The 21,041-nt window shown below is 53.9% G+C and carries 20 protein-coding genes and 1 tRNA gene; 13 read left to right on the forward strand and 8 right to left on the reverse strand.

Annotation, left to right across the window (positions count from 1 at the left end; genetic code table 11):
* Nucleotides 1-73 precede the first annotated feature (73 nt).
* On the reverse strand, nucleotides 74-298 hold the full coding sequence (locus tag ACR0JG_RS04285) for a helix-turn-helix domain-containing protein (protein WP_170755634.1): 225 nt from the start codon (nucleotides 296-298) through the stop codon (nucleotides 74-76).
* A 211-nt stretch (nucleotides 299-509) separates the two neighbouring features.
* On the opposite strand from ACR0JG_RS04285, the gene ACR0JG_RS04290 reads away from it, so the two are divergent.
* Nucleotides 510-1,016, forward strand: coding sequence for a hypothetical protein (locus ACR0JG_RS04290; RefSeq protein WP_170755633.1), 507 nt, complete (start codon nucleotides 510-512; stop codon nucleotides 1,014-1,016).
* Nucleotides 1,017-1,227: 211 nt separating this feature from the next.
* On the opposite strand, the gene ACR0JG_RS04295 is transcribed toward ACR0JG_RS04290, so the two are convergent.
* The 7 genes from ACR0JG_RS04295 to ACR0JG_RS04325 form a co-directional block, all read right to left on the reverse strand.
* Nucleotides 1,228-2,616, reverse strand: coding sequence for a hypothetical protein (locus ACR0JG_RS04295; protein WP_480567761.1), 1,389 nt, complete (start codon nucleotides 2,614-2,616; stop codon nucleotides 1,228-1,230).
* A 193-nt stretch (nucleotides 2,617-2,809) separates the two neighbouring features.
* On the reverse strand, nucleotides 2,810-4,651 hold the full coding sequence (locus tag ACR0JG_RS04300) for a UvrD-helicase domain-containing protein (protein ID WP_170755631.1): 1,842 nt from the start codon (nucleotides 4,649-4,651) through the stop codon (nucleotides 2,810-2,812).
* Nucleotides 4,652-6,748 (reverse strand): ATP-dependent nuclease, encoded by a 2,097-nt coding sequence (locus ACR0JG_RS04305; RefSeq protein ID WP_170755630.1) that lies wholly within the window; start codon nucleotides 6,746-6,748, stop codon nucleotides 4,652-4,654.
* A gap of 604 nt (nucleotides 6,749-7,352) precedes the next feature.
* Nucleotides 7,353-7,429 (reverse strand) — tRNA-Arg (locus tag ACR0JG_RS04310).
* A gap of 65 nt (nucleotides 7,430-7,494) precedes the next feature.
* Nucleotides 7,495-8,877 (reverse strand): sensor histidine kinase, encoded by a 1,383-nt coding sequence (locus ACR0JG_RS04315; RefSeq protein ID WP_480567766.1) that lies wholly within the window; start codon nucleotides 8,875-8,877, stop codon nucleotides 7,495-7,497.
* Between the two features lie 18 nt (nucleotides 8,878-8,895).
* On the reverse strand, nucleotides 8,896-10,314 hold the full coding sequence (locus tag ACR0JG_RS04320; protein WP_480567769.1) for a dihydrolipoyl dehydrogenase family protein: 1,419 nt from the start codon (nucleotides 10,312-10,314) through the stop codon (nucleotides 8,896-8,898).
* Between the two features lie 3 nt (nucleotides 10,315-10,317).
* Nucleotides 10,318-11,076, reverse strand: a complete 759-nt coding sequence (locus ACR0JG_RS04325) for a TVP38/TMEM64 family protein (protein ID WP_480503723.1) — start codon at nucleotides 11,074-11,076, stop codon at nucleotides 10,318-10,320.
* 268 nt (nucleotides 11,077-11,344) lie between these two features.
* Between ACR0JG_RS04325 and rpmH the strand changes: the two genes are divergently transcribed.
* From rpmH to ACR0JG_RS04385, 12 genes are all read left to right on the forward strand, one after another.
* Complete coding sequence (gene rpmH / locus ACR0JG_RS04330; protein ID WP_005980833.1) at nucleotides 11,345-11,479, forward strand: 50S ribosomal protein L34; 135 nt, start codon at nucleotides 11,345-11,347, stop codon at nucleotides 11,477-11,479.
* Nucleotides 11,480-11,505: 26 nt separating this feature from the next.
* Complete coding sequence (rnpA, locus tag ACR0JG_RS04335; protein ID WP_480567772.1) at nucleotides 11,506-11,931, forward strand: ribonuclease P protein component; 426 nt, start codon at nucleotides 11,506-11,508, stop codon at nucleotides 11,929-11,931.
* On the forward strand, nucleotides 11,928-12,161 hold the full coding sequence (gene yidD / locus ACR0JG_RS04340) for a membrane protein insertion efficiency factor YidD (protein ID WP_480567775.1): 234 nt from the start codon (nucleotides 11,928-11,930) through the stop codon (nucleotides 12,159-12,161). The genes rnpA and yidD overlap by 4 nt, the downstream gene beginning before the upstream one ends.
* Before the next feature lie 38 nt (nucleotides 12,162-12,199).
* Nucleotides 12,200-13,084 (forward strand): tRNA 2-thiocytidine(32) synthetase TtcA, encoded by an 885-nt coding sequence (gene ttcA / locus ACR0JG_RS04345; RefSeq protein ID WP_170402750.1) that lies wholly within the window; start codon nucleotides 12,200-12,202, stop codon nucleotides 13,082-13,084.
* 70 nt (nucleotides 13,085-13,154) lie between these two features.
* Nucleotides 13,155-14,696, forward strand: coding sequence for a putative bifunctional diguanylate cyclase/phosphodiesterase (locus ACR0JG_RS04350; protein WP_480567779.1), 1,542 nt, complete (start codon nucleotides 13,155-13,157; stop codon nucleotides 14,694-14,696).
* 126 nt (nucleotides 14,697-14,822) lie between these two features.
* The gene (yidC, locus tag ACR0JG_RS04355) at nucleotides 14,823-16,646 is read left to right on the forward strand and encodes a membrane protein insertase YidC (RefSeq protein ID WP_170737482.1); all 1,824 of its coding nucleotides are present in this window, start codon (nucleotides 14,823-14,825) and stop codon (nucleotides 16,644-16,646) included.
* Nucleotides 16,643-17,380: an MOSC domain-containing protein gene (locus ACR0JG_RS04360; RefSeq protein ID WP_480567783.1), complete on the forward strand. Its 738-nt coding sequence runs from the start codon at nucleotides 16,643-16,645 to the stop codon at nucleotides 17,378-17,380. Before yidC ends, ACR0JG_RS04360 begins: the two co-directional genes overlap by 4 nt.
* Entirely contained in the window at nucleotides 17,377-18,030 is a 654-nt protein-coding gene (gene yihA / locus ACR0JG_RS04365; RefSeq protein WP_170392875.1) for a ribosome biogenesis GTP-binding protein YihA/YsxC, read from the forward strand. The genes ACR0JG_RS04360 and yihA overlap by 4 nt, the downstream gene beginning before the upstream one ends.
* 147 nt (nucleotides 18,031-18,177) lie before the next feature.
* Complete coding sequence (gene argB / locus ACR0JG_RS04370; RefSeq protein WP_170508738.1) at nucleotides 18,178-19,041, forward strand: acetylglutamate kinase; 864 nt, start codon at nucleotides 18,178-18,180, stop codon at nucleotides 19,039-19,041.
* Nucleotides 19,042-19,098: 57 nt separating this feature from the next.
* A complete protein-coding gene (locus ACR0JG_RS04375) occupies nucleotides 19,099-19,890 on the forward strand; it encodes a sterol desaturase family protein (protein ID WP_480567786.1) in 792 nt (263 codons plus the stop codon).
* Nucleotides 19,890-20,543 (forward strand): ferredoxin, encoded by a 654-nt coding sequence (locus tag ACR0JG_RS04380; RefSeq protein WP_170516038.1) that lies wholly within the window; start codon nucleotides 19,890-19,892, stop codon nucleotides 20,541-20,543. The genes ACR0JG_RS04375 and ACR0JG_RS04380 overlap by 1 nt, the downstream gene beginning before the upstream one ends.
* Nucleotides 20,540-21,037, forward strand: a complete 498-nt coding sequence (locus ACR0JG_RS04385) for a histidine phosphatase family protein (RefSeq protein ID WP_170636985.1) — start codon at nucleotides 20,540-20,542, stop codon at nucleotides 21,035-21,037. The genes ACR0JG_RS04380 and ACR0JG_RS04385 overlap by 4 nt, the downstream gene beginning before the upstream one ends.
* Nucleotides 21,038-21,041: the final 4 nt, after the last annotated feature.

Below are 21,041 nucleotides of genomic sequence, written 5' to 3' on the forward strand. Positions count from 1 at the left end.
GGTGTAGTGGCTTGCGAGGCCTTTTTCCTTTCTTCCTATGAAATTTTTACTAGCTCATATTTGGGTACCTCCGTTATCCATAACGTTCCGGCCACAGAGCCTCGGGAGTGGTCCCAAGCTTCTCTGCTATGGCTTTCTGGACGTAGTCAGAGCGCCTATATCCTTGTGACACAGTAGACACTGAGCTGATGGAACGGCCGATATCTCGGCTCAGCTTAGCCAGTGAACTACCCTTGAGCCGAAGATCACACTTGATCTGCTCATGTTTGGCGAGATCGACAATCAAATTCGCTGTCATGTCAAAGATTCCGACTGATTCCAGTTAACGAAACCTAGCAAATGACCTTGCTGATGTCATTTATATTGTTTAATAGCAATAAGTTACACATTCATGCCTCAAAGTATCAATGCCATGTCGGAAGACAATCAGCTAAGCTGCTGAAACGCCGACGGCTTTGCGTCAAGTCACGCAAATTGAGGTATCTGACGTTGAAGGAACTGGGCAAAGCTTGAAAACAGTAGTCGAAATAAGGTGCGGGAGAGTTCCGACTATTTTCTTGAGAGAAACGCCAAATGCGTGGCAGCCGTACCTGCGTCGCAACATCCTCGCTTTGCTGAAACAAAGTAAAACCCATAGGGACTTTGCTCAGCGGCTAGGAGTTAGCCCGTTGGTTGTGCGACGGCTCTTGGATTTGCTTGGCGTCGACTATGTTCAACGCCTCTACAGGCAATATGAAAGAGGAAAGAACTGTTCAGATATTGCCAACGCAAACGGAATTAAGCCAGCAACGCTTTCCAGGCTCTTTAGGGAACGCGGCTTCGAAGTGCAGCGCGGGGTTCGTAAACCCAAAGTGCCAAAACAAAAGCTGCGCCGCATCTGGATAGAAACCCAGATAATCAACAGGGTGGCGCGAGAATTCAAAATCCATTGGAAAACGGCGCTGCATCTGCTTGAGGACGAAAAGCTAATCGTGGGATACAAAGTCAAACCAAGAAATTATTTGGTTGGGTCCTGACCACCTTGAGTCCTACTCAAAGAGTGCGCGAGCGTAGCAAACTGGGATACTCAAAATTATCAGAATTTCAATAAATGCACATCTTGGTTCGGTTCAAGTTAGACAGACTTCACTGTTCAGACGAGGCTCCAACAGCTTAGGTGGCATCAAATTCTAGTCAGGATAAGGCCAGAGCTCTGCAAGTAGATTGGAAGCTGAAAGTTCGACGCGCTCACTCTTTCGTCACGCCCTCAAGTACCAATTTGATATAGGCTTGTTTCGCTAGATTAAAACCACTTCTGAAAGCGCGCTGCCGGCCTTCCAGCAATCGCTTCCGATACGCATCGCTTGCTCCATGCACAATTGCGGATCTTACATCATAGAAGTGTTTTACCGCGTTGCGGACTTCTTCGGCGTGTTCCTCATCGAGAGCAAGCAAGTCCACCATCGCTTTCTGCAGCTTCTTCCCTATACCAGTTCCCTTTATCTCAAACATTAGCTCTATGGATTGAGACACATCCAATATCCGATCATCAGCGCCAAACCGCCCGTCCCTTGCAAGAGCTTCAGAGAGCCTGCGAACTACTGCAGAAAGCCTAATCTGATCAACATTTTCCCGACTTTTGTAAACTTTCATAGCTTGGTGAACTGCTGACTTATGAAGCTTAGGTGGGCTTCTGAACGGGTCGTACCGCTTCCCAACTAAACGACAAGGATGGATTCCACCATGACTTTGCCGCACGCCAAGCAAATTGCATGCTGTGCGATGTATACAACCGCGTAATAGTACAAACGGGATTATTGGCGTTTGATTGGCCACCGCTAACAGATCAATAAACTCAAAAGCGTCAGCCTCAAATTCAACCGGCCAAATTGGAGGCCTGTCGTAGAAGTCGGTTTTTCGTTCGAATGCTGGACGCCAACGAAAAGGCCGGACTACAGCCCCTATCTGACGCCAATCTCGGTGATCGATATTTTCAGGAACGAAGTCCCTTAGCCACTCAACCTCGAGAAAATTACGGAGATCTGCGGCGGGCTTGATGAAAAGGCCATCTTGTAGATCGATTTCAGCGTCGATTCTTGGACCGTGAAAGAGGAGTAGATCAAACCCAATATTTAAATTATTGGGAATATTTGTTTTTAAAGTGTGCGTGCTCAGATCAAGGAGCGCACCAAGTTCTGCTGAAGCGGTTTCAAAGCCACTTATGTGTTCTTCATTTGCTCGTTCCATCAAGCCACAAATCAAACGGGACAACCAAGTCAGAGAAGAACCGTTCAAGATTGTGGTGCGAAATTTGTCGTTGCCGATCACTGGACCCAAAGCTCGTCCAAGAGCAGGATGGGATCTTAATATCCCCCGAACTGGGTCTAATGCAGAACGGAGGGGTTCGTAAAACTTGATCTCACTTGACTGTATTGCTCTACGCGCAAGATCATACACTTCGCATAAGTCATCCTTGGGAAACGGTGTTTCATCTTTTCCATTGAACGAAATCTGTTCGGGATAAGAGTTCGTTTGCCAGTACTTTTCGAGGAACGGGCGTTGAACTTTTTCCAAACACTGCAATGCAGCGGCTAAGCGAGCACACCATGTACCGGTCGAGTAAGTCATTGTTTTCATACAGTGGCCTTTCCGAACAGTTGCGCGAGTTCGCGGTTAAAGCAACACAAGAGAAAACAAGAGATCGCCGCAGTTGAATCAGGTCGAATTATTGAAGCGAGAGTGCGTCACAAGCGAAGAAGATATCGAGTTTGCCTTTGGAATTGAGCGTGTCGTCAATTAACCCGGAGAATGCGAGCGGACGACACAACAGCTACAAATACGAAACCTGTTCTACTTCAAATAAGCCTGCATCGATCAGCTCCGCTCCCGCCGCCTTGGCATCTTTGGAGAAAAACAAAACTCTCAAATTCACTTCAGCGCGAGAGAAGCAAACGTAGGCGAGTTTTTCTGTTAGCTCTCGTTGCCGATCCGTTGGGTCACCAGCGACCTTCGGCGTGAGGAATTTCGAGAAGCTATACGTGTTCCAGTTCGCTTCTATATCATCAATCATAACAAGGACGTTCTCGTACTCTTCTCCTTTTGCACCATGCTGCGTACTAAATGGAGAACTCTCATCAAGAAACTTGAAGTAGCGCTCTAGCTCTTCGGTCTCTAGCGTAAAAAACTGATCAGCCAGCCAGTCCCCCTTTTCACGTTGATGATCTTCGTTTTCCCGATCAAATTCTTCCCGAGATTTACGGTCCATTTGATACGCAAGCCGCTCGGATATTGAGCACAGATCATTGTCTCGGCAGTATTGAAGAACCTCCTTCACAGTCCGAGTGTCCCATAGCTCATTCAGTTTTTGTGTGTGCTGCACAGCGTGATCTAGCATCGCCTTAAGCGATTTGGTCTTGTTACTTCCATCGTTGGAAAATGCGGGGCTGATCCTACGCAGCGTTTCTATGATCCTCTTTGCATCGCCCGTTCGCGAGGCCTCAACGAGTTCAAAAACACCATCCACAAAAGGCTTGAAAAGATAGTGGGTGCCATCCTCGTAGTCCGATTGCGAACGCGAAGACGAATAAGTGCCGGTAAATAGAGAGTGTATTTCTACAAAACTCAATCTACGTGCAATCATCCGCCTGGCTAAAAACAGGTTCTTCACTGACGGCAGATCTTTCCAGCCCCATTGCGCGACGGCGTCGCTGTACTTGGAAGTAACAATATCAAGCTGTTCAGCTGTATATGTGTTTCTTGGTCCTGCGGGGTCAGGGGCTTGAACAACCGTAATTTGAACACTGCCTTCGATATCCGCGTTCTGCCCGCCCGCTACCTGCTGCAGGTCCGATCTGAAGTTGTTGAGCAGATCGATTACCGATGTCGAGCACCTAAAATTTTCTTCCTTGGGTATGACTTGTGAGCCCTCGGGTCCCGCGAAACTTCCCGCACGTTTGTCGTAGATTTGCTGCATCGGGTCGCCAAAGTACCCAATTATCGGAAGACCTTCCTTTGCGCAGATTGCGTTCAACGCGGTCATTACTTGGGGGAAAGTGTCCTGCGCTTCATCGACAAAGAAGTAAGGGAATTTAAACCCAAGACCTTTTCGCAGGATCGGTTTGTTGGAGATCAGGAAGGAAGCAACATCGATAACGTCGTCGTGGTTCAGAACGCACTTGGCGTAGTCACTTATTGTCGTTTCCTCGTATCTGACCGGAGGTTCCGCCTTGAGAGCATCCAACTCTTGGGAAAGTCGTTGAACCTTTTCCCGTGCATTTCTGGCTTTTTGGGAGTTACCACCGTTGTCATCGTTCAGCGCTTTTTCGATATGTCTGGGAATTACATCATCGCAAAGTGCTTCCCGCATCGCATCTTGAAATCGAAAAATCTCGCCCCACAAGAACCCATGAAGTGTGGTCACAAGAAAAAGGTCGTCAAACCCGAGTTTGGAAGAAATCACATCAACGGCTCGGTTCGTATAAGTTATGCACACGACGCGTTGTCCATTTTTACGGAGCTCTTTTCCGTGTTCTTCACGGATGTTTTTGAGAGCTTCGACAAGTGATGTGGTTTTTCCAGAACCTGCGCCGGCAATTACTGAAAACGATCTTTCTTCAGTGATGCACTCCACAATTTTTTTGTCTGCCTCTGTTGGCTTCAATGCGATTTCCATTCACTCCTCCACTATGTTCTGGGAGAGTTGTCCATCCAGCCAGACCAGACCCTCAGCGATGTATTGCGGTACGCGCCAAGGAAGCAACGCGTTGCCGTCGTTGTCAGTTTCCTCTTCATCCTGTTGCTGAGGCGGCTCGTATGCCAGTACATTCATCGCAAATTCGGTTTTTTTGAATGTGGAGCTTTTGATACGCTTCCAGACATCTTGGTGTAGTTCGATAGGATCATCCGGCAGATCAATTCCGATACTCAATGCACCGTTGCGAAAGAGGTCGAGGTTCTCATAGACAAAGGCCTCTTCAAGTGTCCTCCCGTGGAAGTTGTGTGCTTGTTCTTCTACGTTTAGCGAGACAGGCACTTGATAGCTGATGAAACGCATTCCGTCCGCTTGTTCACGTTCGGTTTCCGTTTTGGCGGCGAGTGCTTTCACGCTGTTTTCCCCGAAGAAGTATCCAAGTGTCGCATTCGAAGACACCGCGTTTTCAGCGGTCGCAATGCAGTTTTTGCGATTATTTGCAGGATCAACAGAATCGATGTCTGTGATGACAAGGTAGGGTATCTCCAGAAACTCCAGTAGTCCGGCAAAACGCATTCCGTATGCACCGCCCACTTCGAGAACGGTCAAATATTTTTTGTTTAGGTTCTCGGCTGCGAAATCAATCATTCGAGGCAACAAGAGCTTTTCAACTGACCCTTCTACAAGAATGGCTGCGTCTGAAAAGAATAGGTCGCAATGGGTGAGGCGTAGATACTTCTTCAAAAAGGAAAGAGCTGCTTCTGGTGAAACAATTTCGCCACCCAAATCGATTGGCTCCGGTTGAAACTGACCGAGGCTGTGCACAGTGGTTCCATGGAATGCTTCTCCATTTTGAGCATCATTAACAGGCTTGCGGCGGAAGTACCGAATTTTGGAAAAATCGACAGTATCCAGAATGTGTGAAGAGTGTGTTGTGATTGCGAGCTGAGGGGTGCTTTCGCCGTCTGGTCTGCCTTCTGTCAACACGTCCCACATTTGCCGAATAAACGTCTGCTGAACTTGAGCGTGAAGGTGAACTTCAGGTTCTTCAACAAAGATGACCTGACATAAGGGGCGGTCTTCCTCGGTCGCAAGCCATTGCCTGTAGAAATGATCAATTTGAATTGCCATGAAGACAAGGTTCTTGAACCCTAACCCGTTGTAAGCTTCAGGAAGCTCATGGCTCGTGTTGGCGTCTACGTAGAATAGCTCTGTGTTTCCGCGCAATGCATCTTCTGAACTCAGCGTCGAAACAACTTTCATTGCGCGATCATTGTCAGAGGGAAGCCCAAGCCCTCCAATCATCGTCATCAAGGGTTCAAAGCGTTGACGGTAATGGCTGGTCAGGTTTTCATTGTTTTGCTCGATGACAGCTATGGCTTCATCTGCAAGTTCCGCTTGCTCAAGATTGCGCCTGTAGTAGGTCGCAAAGGCTTCGGAAAGCCTGTTACTTCTCGCAGCATTCTCGTCGTCGATGTTTCGCTGCGCATCCACAAAATCGACGCGTATTAGAGAGCTAAGAATTTTCTTTCCATCTTTCGGGTCTAGTGGCGTTGCGCTGGAGTCGTTTTGCGTACGTTCCAGCGATGAAAACTGAACACTATAGTGCTTTTTCAAATTGCCCTCTAAATCCAGAAAATGGCTTAGCGAGCGTTTGCGTTCACCGTTCTGATCCACCGGAAAAGCAATATTATAGTGCCTCCAGAGTTCGTTGGCATCATCAACTGCCAGGGCGCACCGAATTCCGATTTCAGTAAAATCAGTCGATAGAGTTGTGGCAAGAGCGAATACCCGCCCGAACGATACTGCCTCTGGATCAACTTTGAACCACAGATCGAGCTCGATCGGTGGCAAGTTTTCCCCTTCGCCATTTAAGTAAGCATCAATCGCCGAAATACTGCTTACCGAGAAGTCGTGTATCTTAAAATCACGATTTCCAAGGAAACTCCGCATGACTGCGGTTGCCGAAGTTTTTCCACTGTTGTTTGGACCAACAAACACCGTCTCCTTTTCTTCGAAATCTAGATCAATGCTCTTGAGACGGCGAAAGTTTCTTACAGAAATGCTGTGTAAGCGCATGCAAAACCTCATTTTTTCTTGAGGCCATAGTATCATCATGAGAGACTCTGAAAAAGGGAATAGCGAGCTTTTTGATCTATTTCAGGTTGCCAGCTTCAACATGCCGCAGCAGAGTTGTCAGGTCCCGGTAGAGGCGAGCCTCCCGTAATGGTCACGGCTATCCGGCATCCATCCCTGAAAAAAATTGTAAGGAGGGAAAGACCAAAAAAACTATCAAGTTTCAGGTGGCAGGACTGACGCCCCGCCGATTCTGTTTCGTGAGCCAGCGGGAATTGGACAAACCGGACGCCTCTGGCCATCAGGGGTAAGGCGCTGCCTTCCCCCTCGGGCAACCCTATTAGACAAAACCGTGTCCTCGGCTGCGCCTGCGGGCCGCACCACTATTGTCGAATAGCATTGCCTCGCCCCCATCCGCGTTCGCCACACGGCAGATCAGCAGGAACAGGCGCCTTCGGCGTCTGATCTGCAAATCAGCCCTGATTTTCCAAAAAGGGAAGTCAGGATCATTGAAATCGGTCTGGGTGCTGGACGAAGGAAGTGAGGCGAAAATGGAAAGGTTCTGTCGCTGGTGGCAGAACTATGTGTCGCCTTACAAGGAAACCAGTGGCGGACCGAGGAGGATTCGAACCCCCGACCCCTTGATTCGTAGTCAAGTACTCTATCCAGCTGAGCTATCGGTCCGCGTTGGTGAGGCGGTGTTTAGACCTGAGGCCGAGGGCGCGCAAGTCGATTCTTCAAAAAAAACTTCAAAAAGTCATATCGCCGCGTGGAAGCCTTATTTCAAAGGTGGTTCCATCAGGCCCTGTGTCTTTCAGAAACAGGTCTCCGCCGTGACCCCGCACCAATTCTTGCGAAATCGCAAGCCCAAGTCCCGAGCCGCCTTTGCGAACACCACCCTGAAATGGTGTAAACAGATTCTCTCGGGCCTTACGGGGCAGGCCTGGACCCGTATCGCTGATTTCGATGCACCAGTCGGCTTCAAGTTCAGATGCAGACACCGTTACGCGCCCCGCCTTACCCGAGACCAGAAGTGCCTGACGGGCATTACGCACAAGATTCATGACAACCCTGAAAATCTGTTCCGGGTCGGCACGGATAACAAGATCTTCGGGTACGTCGTTCACAATCTCAACGCAGGCATCGGCAATGGCGAGTTGCTCGCTGGCGACAACATCTGCGGTAACGTCCCGCAAGCGCACCATGGTCAGGGTTGGGGCTGGTTCTTCGGCGCGTCCGAACGCCAAGGTGCTTTCGCACAAGGAAACCGCCCGCGTGATCGAATTGACAAGTTTGGGTGCCATTCGCGCCACTAGGGGGTCATTGCTTGCCTCAATTCGATCGGTAAACAGCTGAGCAGACGTCAGAATGTTGCGCAGATCGTGGCTGACCTTGGCCACCGCCCCGCCCAACTGGGCCAGACGTTCACGTTGTTTCAGGGCCTGGGTCAGATCGGTTTGAAGCATCTGCAGGGCCTCTTCGGCCTCGCGCAGTTCGGTCACCTTTGAATTGGGGGAGATGATGCCGCGCGCATCCTCAGGTGCGCTGGCATAGCGCTGCATGTAGCCAACAACGCTTTTGATCGGACGCACCAGTACCACGCGCACAGCCATAAACAGGAACGAGGCCGTTATGATTGAGATCACCAAGGACAGCCCAAGGATGCGGAGCCCATAATCCGTCATGGCCATGCGCAAGGGCTCACTGTCCATTGTCACCTCGATCAACAGTCCTGCGTCTTTGACCGGCGCGCCGATCACACGAATGACCTCGTTTTCGGGGGTAAACAGCCTCGAGACCGCATCACGGATCAGCACCCAAGCGCTGGCATTACGCAAATCAAAGGTCTTGGTGATCTGGGTCGGGATCGGTGAAGACAGCATGAGCTGACGCACCTCGTCGCGGCGCAATACGACGTTATAGACCCCCGCATTTGACAGCAATTCCGCTTCAAGCTCATCAGCCAGCATATCGTCGGCCAACAAAGCAAGCGAGGCGATCTGGGCGCGTTCCAGCCGGTTCAGCAGAAAATCTTCACGGAAGCGCGCGATCGAGGGCACAAAGATCAGTACTTCGGCCAACATGACGAAGACCGTCGTCAGGATCAGAAATCGGCCCGACAGCGAGTTCACTTTGCGCACCTCCTTGGGTCAGGGAATCCAGCGCTGGACGAACCTGACCACTCTTTTAACCATTTGATTCTCAAACAGCCTTGGAGAGAAATAGGCCCCTGCCACACGTTTGTTAAGCTCTCCGACCGTTGGGTAAGGCGAAACCATCGCTGCGATCTGACCCATCTTGAGATTATTGGCCAGCGCCAGCGACCACAAGTTGATCAATTCTCCGGCCTGATACCCGACGATTGTCGCGCCCACAGGTCGGCCCTTTACGACCATCACCTTGATGAACCCCTTGGTCTTGCGCTCGGAAACTGCACGGTCATTGTGGTGATAGTCGAACCGGGCAACCTCCACCGCGTCGCCATGCTGTTCACGGGCTTGTGCCTCGGTCAGGCCGACCTGTGCCAGTTCGGGATCTGTATAGGTGGCCCATGGGATATGAGCGGTCTTCGCTTTCGACGGAAGCCCAAATAAGGCAGAGCGGATGATGATCCCCGCATGATATCCGGCGACATGGGTAAATTGCAGCCCACCTGCAACATCACCAATGGCATAGACCTTGCGATTGCTCGTGCGTAAAGAGTCGTCCACCTTGATGCCTGCCCGCGTGCTGTCGATCCCGGCAGCGTCGAGGTTCAGACGGTCGATATTGGCCTTGCGTCCGACGGCCAGCAACAGATGAGAGCCCGCGTAGACCTCATCATTCTCAGTGACCACCTCAATGGTGTCTGCATTTTCTCGGATCTGGGACACCATGGCGTTTTCATGGATTTCGACACCTTCAGTCCGAAGGCTGTCCAGCACGACGGCTGCAGCTTCAGGGTCGTCTTTGCCCAGCGCACTAAGGCCCTCGATCACGGTCACTTTGCAGCCCAGCCGGATATGCGCCTGCGCCATTTCCATGCCGATGGGACCTCCGCCGATGATCAGCAGGTGCTCGGGCTTATCGCGCAGGTCGAATATGGTCTCGTTGGTGTAATACGGCACTTGATCCAGCCCGCGCAGCGGCGGCACCAAGGGCGATGAACCTGTGGCCACCACGACGCGACGGGCGGTGATCAGGTGATCTCCGGCCTGTACCTGCGTGGGTGAGATGAATCGGCCGTACTCCCGGATTACCTTGACGCCAAAGCCTTCAAAACGCTCCTGACTGTCCATGGGTTCGATCTGGGCGATAACACTCTGCACATGATCCTTGGCAGCTGCGTAATCCACTTGTGGCATCGCATCCGCGACGCCAAAAGCCGACGCGTGGGCCTGAGCATATGCAGCCTTGCCGCTGGCGATCAGAGCTTTGGATGGGACACAGCCGAAGTTCAGGCAATCCCCACCCATCTTGTGGCCTTCCAGCAGGATGACATCCGCACCCATCTGGCTGGCCCCGGCGGCTACAGACAACCCGCCTGACCCGGCCCCGATCACCAGGATATCGGTTTTCAACTCTTGCATGGATCAGGAGCCCTTTCGACCACGGAGGGATTTGATGACAATCGGCAGCGCTGCCAGCGCGCACAAGCCAATAATTGGCCCGATCACGAAGGGTTCCCATAACAGCGAGACATCCGGGGTTTCGCCGCGATCAAAGACACCACCCAGCCCAACACCGATCCAGGTATAGACAATCCCACCAGGGATGATGCCCAGCGCCGTCGTAATCAGGAAGTTTCGGAACTTTACCCCAACCAATGCGGGCACCAGATTGGCAACGAAGAAGGGCACCACAGGTACAAGACGCAGCAGGAACAAAACCGAGATTTCATTCTCACGCAGCCCGTCCTTCAGTTTCTTGACCGTCCCTTCCGAGGCTTCAAGCTTGGCGGTCAGAGATTCACCCAAACCCCAGCGTGCGGCCAGAAAGATCGTCGAAGCGCCTATGGTTGCGGCAAAAACATTAAAAGCCGTTCCTGCAAGCAACCCGAACAGGAACCCGCCGGTCATCGAAGCGACCGCAGCACCGGGTAACGAGAAGGCAACAATAATGATGTAAATCCCTACGAAAGCTGCCGCCATCGCCCAGTAGTTTGAATCGCGCCAGGCCAGCAGAGCCTCGCGATTGTCACGCAGGGTTTCAAAGGTCAGATAGTCGCCCAGCGCAAAGAACCCCACGGCGGCAACGGCAAGAATCACCGCCAATGGGATATGACGCGCCAGCCCGTTGCGCGGGATCTTGGTGGTTTCGTTCATCTGGGTAGCAGGTTCTTGTTCATTCATCTTGCCCACAACATGCGCCGCCCGCGCGCGCTGCAACAGAGGCCTCACGGGGCCTTGATGTTTATGGCACTTAATGTGAGGGATACGCGCTCTGAACCCGGTTTTTGAAATCTTTTGCCCGGGCAGATTACAGATTTGTTGCAAAACGCACCAAAACCCCCACCTAGGGGTTTGACTTACCCCCCGCTACCCAGTAGAGGACGGGCTTCGAACACTAGGGCTAGGCGAATCCGCGCCGCACCCACCGCTATAGATTGGAGACGGAGCGATGAAACGCACCTATCAGCCTTCGAACCTGGTTCGCAAACGCCGCCACGGTTTCCGCGCGCGCATGGCCACCAAAGCCGGCCGCAAAATCCTGAACGCACGTCGCGCACGCGGCCGCAAGTCGCTGAGCGCATAAATCGCTCGACCTTTCAGGTTATGAACATGACGCCGCCGGAGGCCCCTGAGGATGGTAACAACCAGCCGAGGGTGATGCCCCCGGCGGCGTCCGTTTGCGCATCTGAATCATTGACCGTACTGCAGAATCGCTCGGACTTTCTGAAAGCCGCGCGGGCCAAACGGCAAGGCACTGCATCGATGATGGTGCAGGCGCGTAAACGTGGCGCTGATGAGGCTGCGGGCATTCGCATCGGGTTCACCTGCTCAAAGAAGGTCGGCAATGCCGTCGCCCGCAACCGCGCCAAACGCCGCCTGCGTGAAGCCGCGCGAGCCGTATTACCTATTCATGGGCATGCGGGCTGGGACTACGTGTTGATCGGCCGCGCCGAGGTTACCGCCACCCGGCCCTTTGATGCGCTGAAAGACGATTTGCGCTATGCGCTGCGCAAAATACACGGGGGTGGCAAATGAGCCTCTTTGCCCATCTCCTCGCCCTGCCCGTCCGGGCCTACCGGTTGATCTTCAGCCCCTGGGTTGGATTTAACTGCCGCTATCAGCCGACTTGTTCCGCCTATGCACTGGAAGCGCTTGAAAAACACGGCGCCATCAAGGGCGCATGGCTGGCGGCGCGCCGGATCGGGCGCTGCCATCCGTGGGGTGGCGATGGCTATGACCCTGTGCCCGACGACGAACGACCCTGACCCTTGCCCGGTTCACCCAACTGCGATAGGCCCCGCCCATGTTTGATGAAGCCGACGATATCCATCCGCTTTTTGCCGGTGCGCCTTCAACCACCGAGTTCAAGAAGCTGCGCAAGCGCATCGTGCGCCAGACGCGCGAGGCCATTGAGCAGTACGGCATGGTGGACCGCACCGCCGAAGGTAAAACACCCCGCTGGTTGGTCTGCCTGTCGGGCGGCAAGGACAGCTATACCCTTCTGGCGGTGCTCTACGAACTGAAATGGCGCGGTCTGCTGCCCGTGGATCTTCTGGCCTGCAATCTGGATCAGGGGCAACCGGGGTTCCCGGCAACAGTCCTGCCAGAGTTCCTAGACCGTATGGGGGTGCCACATCGGATTGAGTATCAGGACACCTATTCCGTTGTGATGGACAAAGTTCCGCAGGGCCGCACCTATTGTGCGCTGTGTTCACGCCTGCGTCGGGGCAACCTCTATCGTATCGCGCGCGAGGAAGGTTGTTCCGCAGTTGTGCTTGGCCATCACCGCGATGACATCCTTGAAACCTTTTTCATGAACCTGTTCCATGGCGGTCGTCTTGCAACCATGCCACCAAAACTGGTGAATGAAGAAGGTGATCTGTTCGTCTATCGCCCACTGGCCCATGTGGCCGAGGCGGATTGCGAGAAATTCGCCAAGGCGATGAACTATCCCATCATACCCTGCGATCTGTGCGGCAGTCAGGACGGGCTGCAGCGCCAGCAGGTCAAGCAGATCCTCGATCAGTGGGAAAAGAACAGCCCCGGCCGGCGGCAAGTGATGTTTCGGGCATTGACCAATGCGCGGCCTTCGCATCTTCTGGACCCAAAACTGTTTGATTTCGCAAATCTTTCGATCGATCCGATTCAAAAAGACGAAAATTCAGACGATATTCCCCAGTTACGTTAACGCCTGACTCAGATTGATTTCCTACGGTTGGCTTGCGCGATCCTAGCCCAAGCTGAAGGCCGTAAAACCTATGCGGAAATTCCTCTTTGTCGACCGTTGTTCCGAAACGCTGCGGATATTTCTCACCGGACCGCAGGTTCTGGCATTTATTCCCGCGGCGTGTTTAGCCGCCTTCTGGTTGGGCGGTGAACGTGCACTTGTTACCACGGCTTTGGGTTTGCCCCTTGCTTTTGCCGTCATCGGAAATTGGGGAAGCCGTTCTTATACAGCCCGCAGTTCAGGTATGCGCCCCAGCGGCCTGGTTCCATATGACGTATTCCAATCAGAGTTGGAGGCGTTGAGTGAATCGGTCAGCAAATCAGGTGAGAATGCCGCCTGTATCGCAATTGCTTTGGACGGCTATGCCGAGCTTCAGGATCTGCACGGTCAGGCTGCCGCCACTCATGTAAAGCAGCAATTCAGTGATCGCATCCTGTCGATCATCCGAAATCAGGACATCTTTTCGCAGATCGATCAGAACCGGTTTCTCATTGGCCTGCATCCCTCCCCACATCTTGATCTGGAAGCTTGCATTCAAATGTCCGGCCGCATCCAAAGCGCAGTCGAAGAGCCGCTTTTGTTGAATGGCACAGGAGTTTACCAATCCTGCTCGATCGGGTTTTGCCTGCATTCAGACCTGCGACAGGCCGAGGCTGATGAGTGGATTGGCGCCGCCACCGCTGCACTGTCCGAGGCGCAAAGAAGCGGTCCCTCGACCATACGCGCCTATTCAACCGCGACCCGTCGGCGATCCCTGGTCCGAGCCAATTTGAGAAAAGAGTTCGAGGCGGCATTGGACAATGGAGAGATTCGGCCCTGGTTTCAGCCTCAGGTTTCAACGGATAATGGGAACATCACAGGGTTCGAGGCTTTGGCAAGGTGGGAGCATCCAATAAAAGGTGTTCTCAGCCCGCAGGTATTCCTGCCCTTCGCCGAGCAAGCCGAACTGATGGAGCGGCTAGGCCAAATCATGCGTCACCATGCTTTTGAAGCGATGCAAGCTTGGGATCGTGCAGCATGCGTTGTGCCCCGGATCGGTATCAATTTCTCATCCGATGAGTTGCGCAATCCCGGCTTGATCGACCGCCTGAAATGGGAGTTGGATCAGTTTGATTTGACACCGGATCGGCTGGCGGTTGAGATTCTGGAAACCGTGTTCTCTCGCAGGCCGGATGACGTGATCACCCGGAATGTAACCGGCATGGCTGCGCTTGGATGTTGTATCGACCTGGATGACTTTGGCACCGGACATGCTTCAATCGCCTCTATCAAGCGGTTTGACGTCTCGCGGATTAAAATTGATCGGACGTTTGTCACCAAATCGGATCAGGATCCCAGCCAGCAGCAACTGGTCAGCGCCATTCTGACCATGGCTGAACGCCTGAACCTCGAGACGCTCGCCGAAGGCGTGGAAACGCCCGGCGAGCACGCGTTGATGGCGCAATTGGGCAGTAACCACGTTCAGGGGTTCGGAATTGCAAAGCCAATGCCATTTGAGCAGACCCTGGATTGGATCGCGGCGCATCGTGCCAAGATCAGGGGGGCATCCAAGATCGGTCGCAAAATGGGATGAAATCTGCAATTACGGTGCGCCAAATCCAGCGTCTGGGCGATTCAACGGGCGATTCCGCTTGACCTTTGGGGCTGCACTCTGTTGAACCCACCGGGTGTGTTTCACTGCTCAAGGTGGCTGTCCCCGATGGACGATCAGAACAAAAATCTCATCCTTGCAACCGCGCTCAGCTTTCTGGTGATCCTTGTCTGGTTCGTGCTGTTCCCACCGCCGGAATCAACCACGACGCAGGACGCTGCAGAAATTGCAGCTCTGGAAGGCGACGAGGTGCAAACACCCAGCGCGACCAGCACCGTGGGTGAAGCCACAGCGACCGCCGAGGAAACACTGCCAGAGGAACAAGCCCCTCGCGTCAACATTGACACCCCCCGTCTGAAAGGCAGCCTGTCCCTGTCCGGCGGGCGGATCGATGAGCTGTTTCTGAAAGATTACAAAGTCTCGATCGAAGAAGGCGCGCCTATTGTTGAGCTGCTGTCTCCGGTTGGTTCGGAATCGGCTTATTATGCCCTTTACGGCTGGGCACCGGGTACAGGAGTTGCAGGTGCGGATGTCCCGGGCCCCAACACGCTCTGGACATTGGAAGAGGGTGAGACGCTTGGCGTAGACAACCCCATCACGCTGGCCTGGGACAATGGCAATGGCCTGACTTTCCGCCGCACCATCGCGGTCGACCAGGACTACATGTTCACAGTTACCCAATCGGTTGAAAACGCGACCCAATCCGAGGTGGGCATGGCCCCCTATGGCATTCTTGCACGCCACGGTATTGGTGAAGATGGCGACCTTCCGGGCCTGAAAAACTTCTTCATCCTGCATGAGGGTGTGATCGGCATGGCGGACGGCACGCTGTCAGAAGTTGACTATGGTGATGTCCGCGATTTTGACATCGACCCGAACGAACGGGCGCAGGCCGAGGTCTATCAGGTCAAGGAAGATGGCTGGATCGGCTTCACGGATCACTACTGGATGACCACGCTGATCCCAGAGCCGGGCTCGACCTTCAAAGCAGCCGCAAAATATGACTCGCGCCGCAAAATCTATCAAACCGAAACGGTGCTGCCGACGCTGACTGTAGCGCCGGGTGAGACTGCCGAAGTGACCACACGCCTGTTCGCTGGTGCCAAGGAATGGGAAGCCATTCGGGAATACCAGGCGGAAGGCGTACAGAAATTCATCGACAGCATCGACTGGGGCTGGTTCTTCTTCCTGACCAAGCCGATCTTCTGGCTGCTGCACAACATCAATCTGCTGATCGGCAATATGGGCTGGTCGATCATCGGCCTGACCCTGATCATCAAGGCGATTCTGTTCCCGCTGGCTTTCAAATCCTACGTCTCGATGGCCAAGATGAAGGAACTGCAGCCCCAGATGGAAGCCTTGAAAGAGGCCGCAGGGGATGACCGCCAGAAGATGCAGCAAGGCATGATGGAGCTGTACAAGAAGGAAAAGGTTAACCCGGCCGCAGGCTGTTTGCCGATCCTGATGCAGATCCCCATCTTCTTCTCGCTGTACAAGGTGATTTTTGTCACCATCGAACTGCGTCAAGCCCCATGGTTTGGCCCGTTCCAGGACCTCAGCGCTCCGGATCCGACCTCAATCTTCAACTTCTTTGGCTGGCTGCCTTGGGCGGCACCGCAGCCTGAAAGCTTCATGGCGCTGATCTTTATCGGTATCCTGCCACTGCTGCTGGGTATCTCGATGTGGCTGCAGCAGAAACTGAACCCGGCACCGACCGATGCAACACAGGCGATGATCTTTGCCTGGATGCCATGGGTGTTCATGTTCATGCTGGGCGGATTTGCCAGCGGTTTGGTGGTCTACTGGATCGCGAACAACACGATCACATTTACCCAGCAATACCTGATCATGCGGAGCCAGGGCTATACGCCCGATGTATTCGGCAACATCAAATCAGGCTTCAAACGCACGCCAAAGACGGACGACAAATGAGCGGTTCGGTCACCAGCATTTGGCGGCACCCGATCAAAAGTCACGGGCGTGAACGCCTTGATCGCATTACCATGATCCCCGGGCATACCATGCCCGGGGATCGTGTTTGGGCGGTTGCACATGAGGCGTCGAAAGCGGATGGATCGGAATGGGCACCCTGCGCCAATTTCAGCCGAGGCGCGAAGGCCCCTCAGTTGATGGCAATCTCGGCGCAGCTGCAAGGCGACTCGGTCACGCTGAGACATCCCAATCGCCCCGATCTAAGCTTTGAGCCCGACACGCATCAGGATACCTTTCTGGACTGGGTCAAACCGCTGATGCCTGCAGATCGCGCTGCGTCTGCCCGCATTATCCGCGCCGCTAATCGCGGCATGACGGACAGCGATTTTCCTTCGATCAGTTTGTGCAACATGTCATCGCATCGGGCGGTCGAACAGAAGCTAGGCAGGGATCTTTCTATCGCTCGCTGGCGCGGAAATATCTGGTTCGATGGCCTGCCGCTGTGGAATGAGTTCGACTGGATTGGCCGCGACATCCGGATCGGCGAGGCCGTTTTTCATGTGCGCGAACGCATCACGCGGTGTTTGGCGACAACCGCCAACCCTGAAACGGGTGAGCGGGATGCCGACACACTGGGTGCGCTGAGCAGCTGGGATCATCAGGATTTTGGCGTTTATGCCGAAGTTCTGGAAGGCGCCACCATTCACACCGGTGACGAGGTTCAGGTTCTATGACCACACTTCCCTTTCCACTAGCTGAAACTCCAGATGAATTCGCAACGGAAACCGGTCGAAAGCTGTTTGCCGGGCCATCCGAATTCGTCAAAGGCGTCGTTGCCATGGATGGCCTGCCTGCCCCCGATCGGCTGGAGGTATGTTTCGCCGGGCGTTCGAATGTCGGTAAATCCAGCTTGATCAACGCGCTAACGGGCACCAAGGGGTTAGCACGTGCCTCGAACACGCCGGGGCGTACACAAGAGATCAACTTTTTCACGCAAGGGCCTGAACTCTATTTGGTCGACCTGCCAGGGTACGGCTATGCGAACGCGCCGGTGAAGGTCGTGGAAAAATGGCAACGTCTGCTGAAACAGTATCTGAGTGGACGTCAGACCCTGCGCCGTGCCTTCGTCCTGATCGACTCGCGCCACGGGGTGAAACCTGTGGACGCCGAGATCATGAAGCTGCTGGATACCAGCGCAGTGACCTTTCAATGCGTTCTGACAAAGGCCGACAAGGTCAAAGCAAAAGACCGGGAAAAGGTGCTGGACCAGGTACGCGCCGCGCTTTCAAAACATCCTGCGGCATTCCCGGAGATCGTGTTGACCTCATCCGAGAAGGGCGACGGCATTCCGACCCTGCGTTCGATCATTGCGCATCTGGAGTGACGCTGTTCAGCAATATACAAGTCATGAGCTAAGGAAGCCGGGCTGCGCCCATCGGGTACGGCCCGTTCAGATTGGCTGTTTCCGCGATCCGGTATTGGCACCATCCTCCAAACACCCTAACACAGGGTCCCAGAGGGACAATCAGCCATGAAGACACGAGATATGAACCGGGATTGGATCGCCACCGCCGCCACATTGAACAGCGCCCTGCCCTATCTACAGCGATACGACGGTGCGATTGTCGTCATCAAGCTAGGTGGCCACGCCATGGGCAGCGACGAAGCCATGGAAAGCTTTGCGCGCGATGTGGTGCTTATGCGTCAGGTTGGCGTAAACCCGGTCGTCGTGCACGGCGGTGGCCCAATGATCAATGCGATGCTCGACAAACTGGATATCCAGTCCGAGTTTGTGGGCGGTAAACGCGTGACGGACAAAGCCACAGTCGAAGTGGTCGAAATGGTCCTGTCGGGCCTTGTGAACAAGCGGATCGTGCAGGCGATCAATGCGCAGGGTGGCATGGCTGTGGGTCTGTCGGGCAAGGATGCCCATTTGATGATGTGCGAACAGACTGACGCCTCGCTCGGGTTTGTCGGCACTCCGTCCGAGATGAACCCCAAAGTCCTGCATGACCTGTTTGCGCATGATGTTATCCCTGTGATCGCGCCGCTGGGCGCAGGTCGGAATGGCGAAACCTTCAATGTGAATGGCGACACTGCAGCCGGGGCGATCGCCTCAGCTCTTAAGGCAGACCGCCTGCTGCTGCTGACCGATGTAGCGGGCGTCAAGAACGCAGCGGGCGATGTCGTGACCGAGCTCAAGGCTGGCCAAATTCGTGAGATGACGCGTGAAGGCACTATTGCGGGTGGGATGATTCCAAAAACCGAAACTGCGCTGGACGCGCTGCATAATGGCGTTCGGGCGGTCGTTATTCTGGACGGGCGCGCGCCAAATGCGGTGTTGCTCGAACTGTTTACGGAACACGGTGCTGGATCCTTGATCCGTCCTGATTAACGCCATAGTGATCTTCAACATCTTGCACCGGGCATTAACATGCCCGATTGTGAATGTATGGAGAACGAGCCCCTATTTCGCCTAAGCGTGTTTTTGATCCTGTTTGTTTTGTTTGCGGCGGCAGAGACAATTGCGCCAAAACGCTTACGAACCTGTCCGCGAAAAAATCGGTGGCTAACCAATCTATCAATCACTGTTTTGAACACACTGATGCTCAGGACTATGGCGATTGGGTTGCCCTTATTGGCAGTTGGCGCTGCCATTGATGCCGGGAAAAATGGATTGGGCGTTTTTAATTGGCTCGCCTGGCCAGGGTGGGTTGAGCTTATTCTGTGTGTGCTGATTCTGGACTTTGCAATCTGGCTACAGCATCTGATTACCCACAAGGTGCCAATCCTTTGGCGGCTACATCGTGTGCATCACGCCGACCGAGACATGGACGTCACTACTGCAGTCCGCTTTCACCCTGTTGAAATCGCGTTGTCCATGATCCTGAAAATCGGGCTAATCTATCTGCTCGGCGCCAGCGCCCTGGCTGTGTTCCTGTTCGAGATCCTTCTTAATGGCACAGCGTTGTTCAATCATTCAAACTTGAAGCTCCCCCTTGCCGTTGACGCTGTGGTACGTAGGATTCTTGTGACACCCGATATGCATCGCGTACATCATTCGGTATTCCGAACAGAGCATGACAGCAATTATGGCTTTGCACTGTCTATCTGGGACCGAATGCTGGGGACTTACATCGCACAACCTCGGGACGGGCACGAACAAATGAGCGTGGGATTGGAATGGCAGGACGATCGACCAACAAAACTGGGCTGGAGCCTGGCTCTGCCCTTCCGCCGTTGATGACCTACGCCAATGTCGAACGAGCAGCCACTCAGGTTGGGCTGATAGTTATGGGTGCACTTCATCCAAGGCCCAGTGAAGCAAAGCAACTTGATGACGGAACCCTAATCCTTCTGGGGGCCGCGGGGGCATTCTGGCCTGCTCTGAAGGCCTCGGCTGAGTGGCAGGATGGCCAACCCGACCCGGTTGATCGCTGGTCCAGACGGGTGATCGGCCAGCTTGCGCGGGACTTGAGGGGCACCGCCTACTATCCGTTCGGCGGCCCACCATACGCACCCTTCATTGACTGGGCACTTAAGTCCGGTCGCACCTTCAGCAGTCCGGTCGGGGCCCTGGTGCACGATACGGTAGGGATGATGATATCATTCCGTGGTGCGTTGCATTTTGCGGATGAGTTTTCAATTCCATCCGTGTCTCAATCGTCACCTTGCATAGAATGCCCCGCGCCTTGTGCAACAACCTGTCCGGTTGGGGCATTGAACACCCACAGCTTCTATGACGTGGCAGCCTGTCATGATCATCTCGATACCAAGGCGGGACACAGCTGCATGAACAAAGGCTGCCTCGCCCGGCTCGCCTGCCCTCTCAGCGCCGGCGCAGAGCGCCAGCCAGAGCAATCTGCGCATCACATGAAAGCATTTCACCGATCATGACCCGCACACTGATCCTAATGCGCCATGCCAAGTCCAGTTGGGGCGATCCCTTTGCCGAAGATCACGACCGCCCGTTGAACAATCGAGGACGCAAATCGGCCCCCGCGATTGGGGCGTGGCTGCAAAGCAATGGCTGGCTGCCGGATGACGTTATCTGCTCAAGCGCCAAACGCACCCGGGAAACGTGGGACAGGCTGGGGCTGAGCACCCCGGAAATCCGCTTTACCCCCGCCTTGTATCTGACAGGCCCCGATGAGATGTTCGCCGAATTGGCCACAGCCACCGGCAATACCGTACTAATGCTGGGGCATAATCCCGGCATCGCTGCATTTGCAAATCGGCTGGTACGCAACCAGCCCGATCATTCGAGATTCTACGACTATCCGACTTGTGCAACGACTGTAATCCGGTTCGATATCCCCGACTGGAATACACTCGAATGGCATCAGGGTGAGGTTCTGGGCTTCACGATCCCACGCGAGCTGCTGGAATAGAAAA

It is taken from the genome of Ruegeria sp. AD5 (assembly GCF_056542345.1).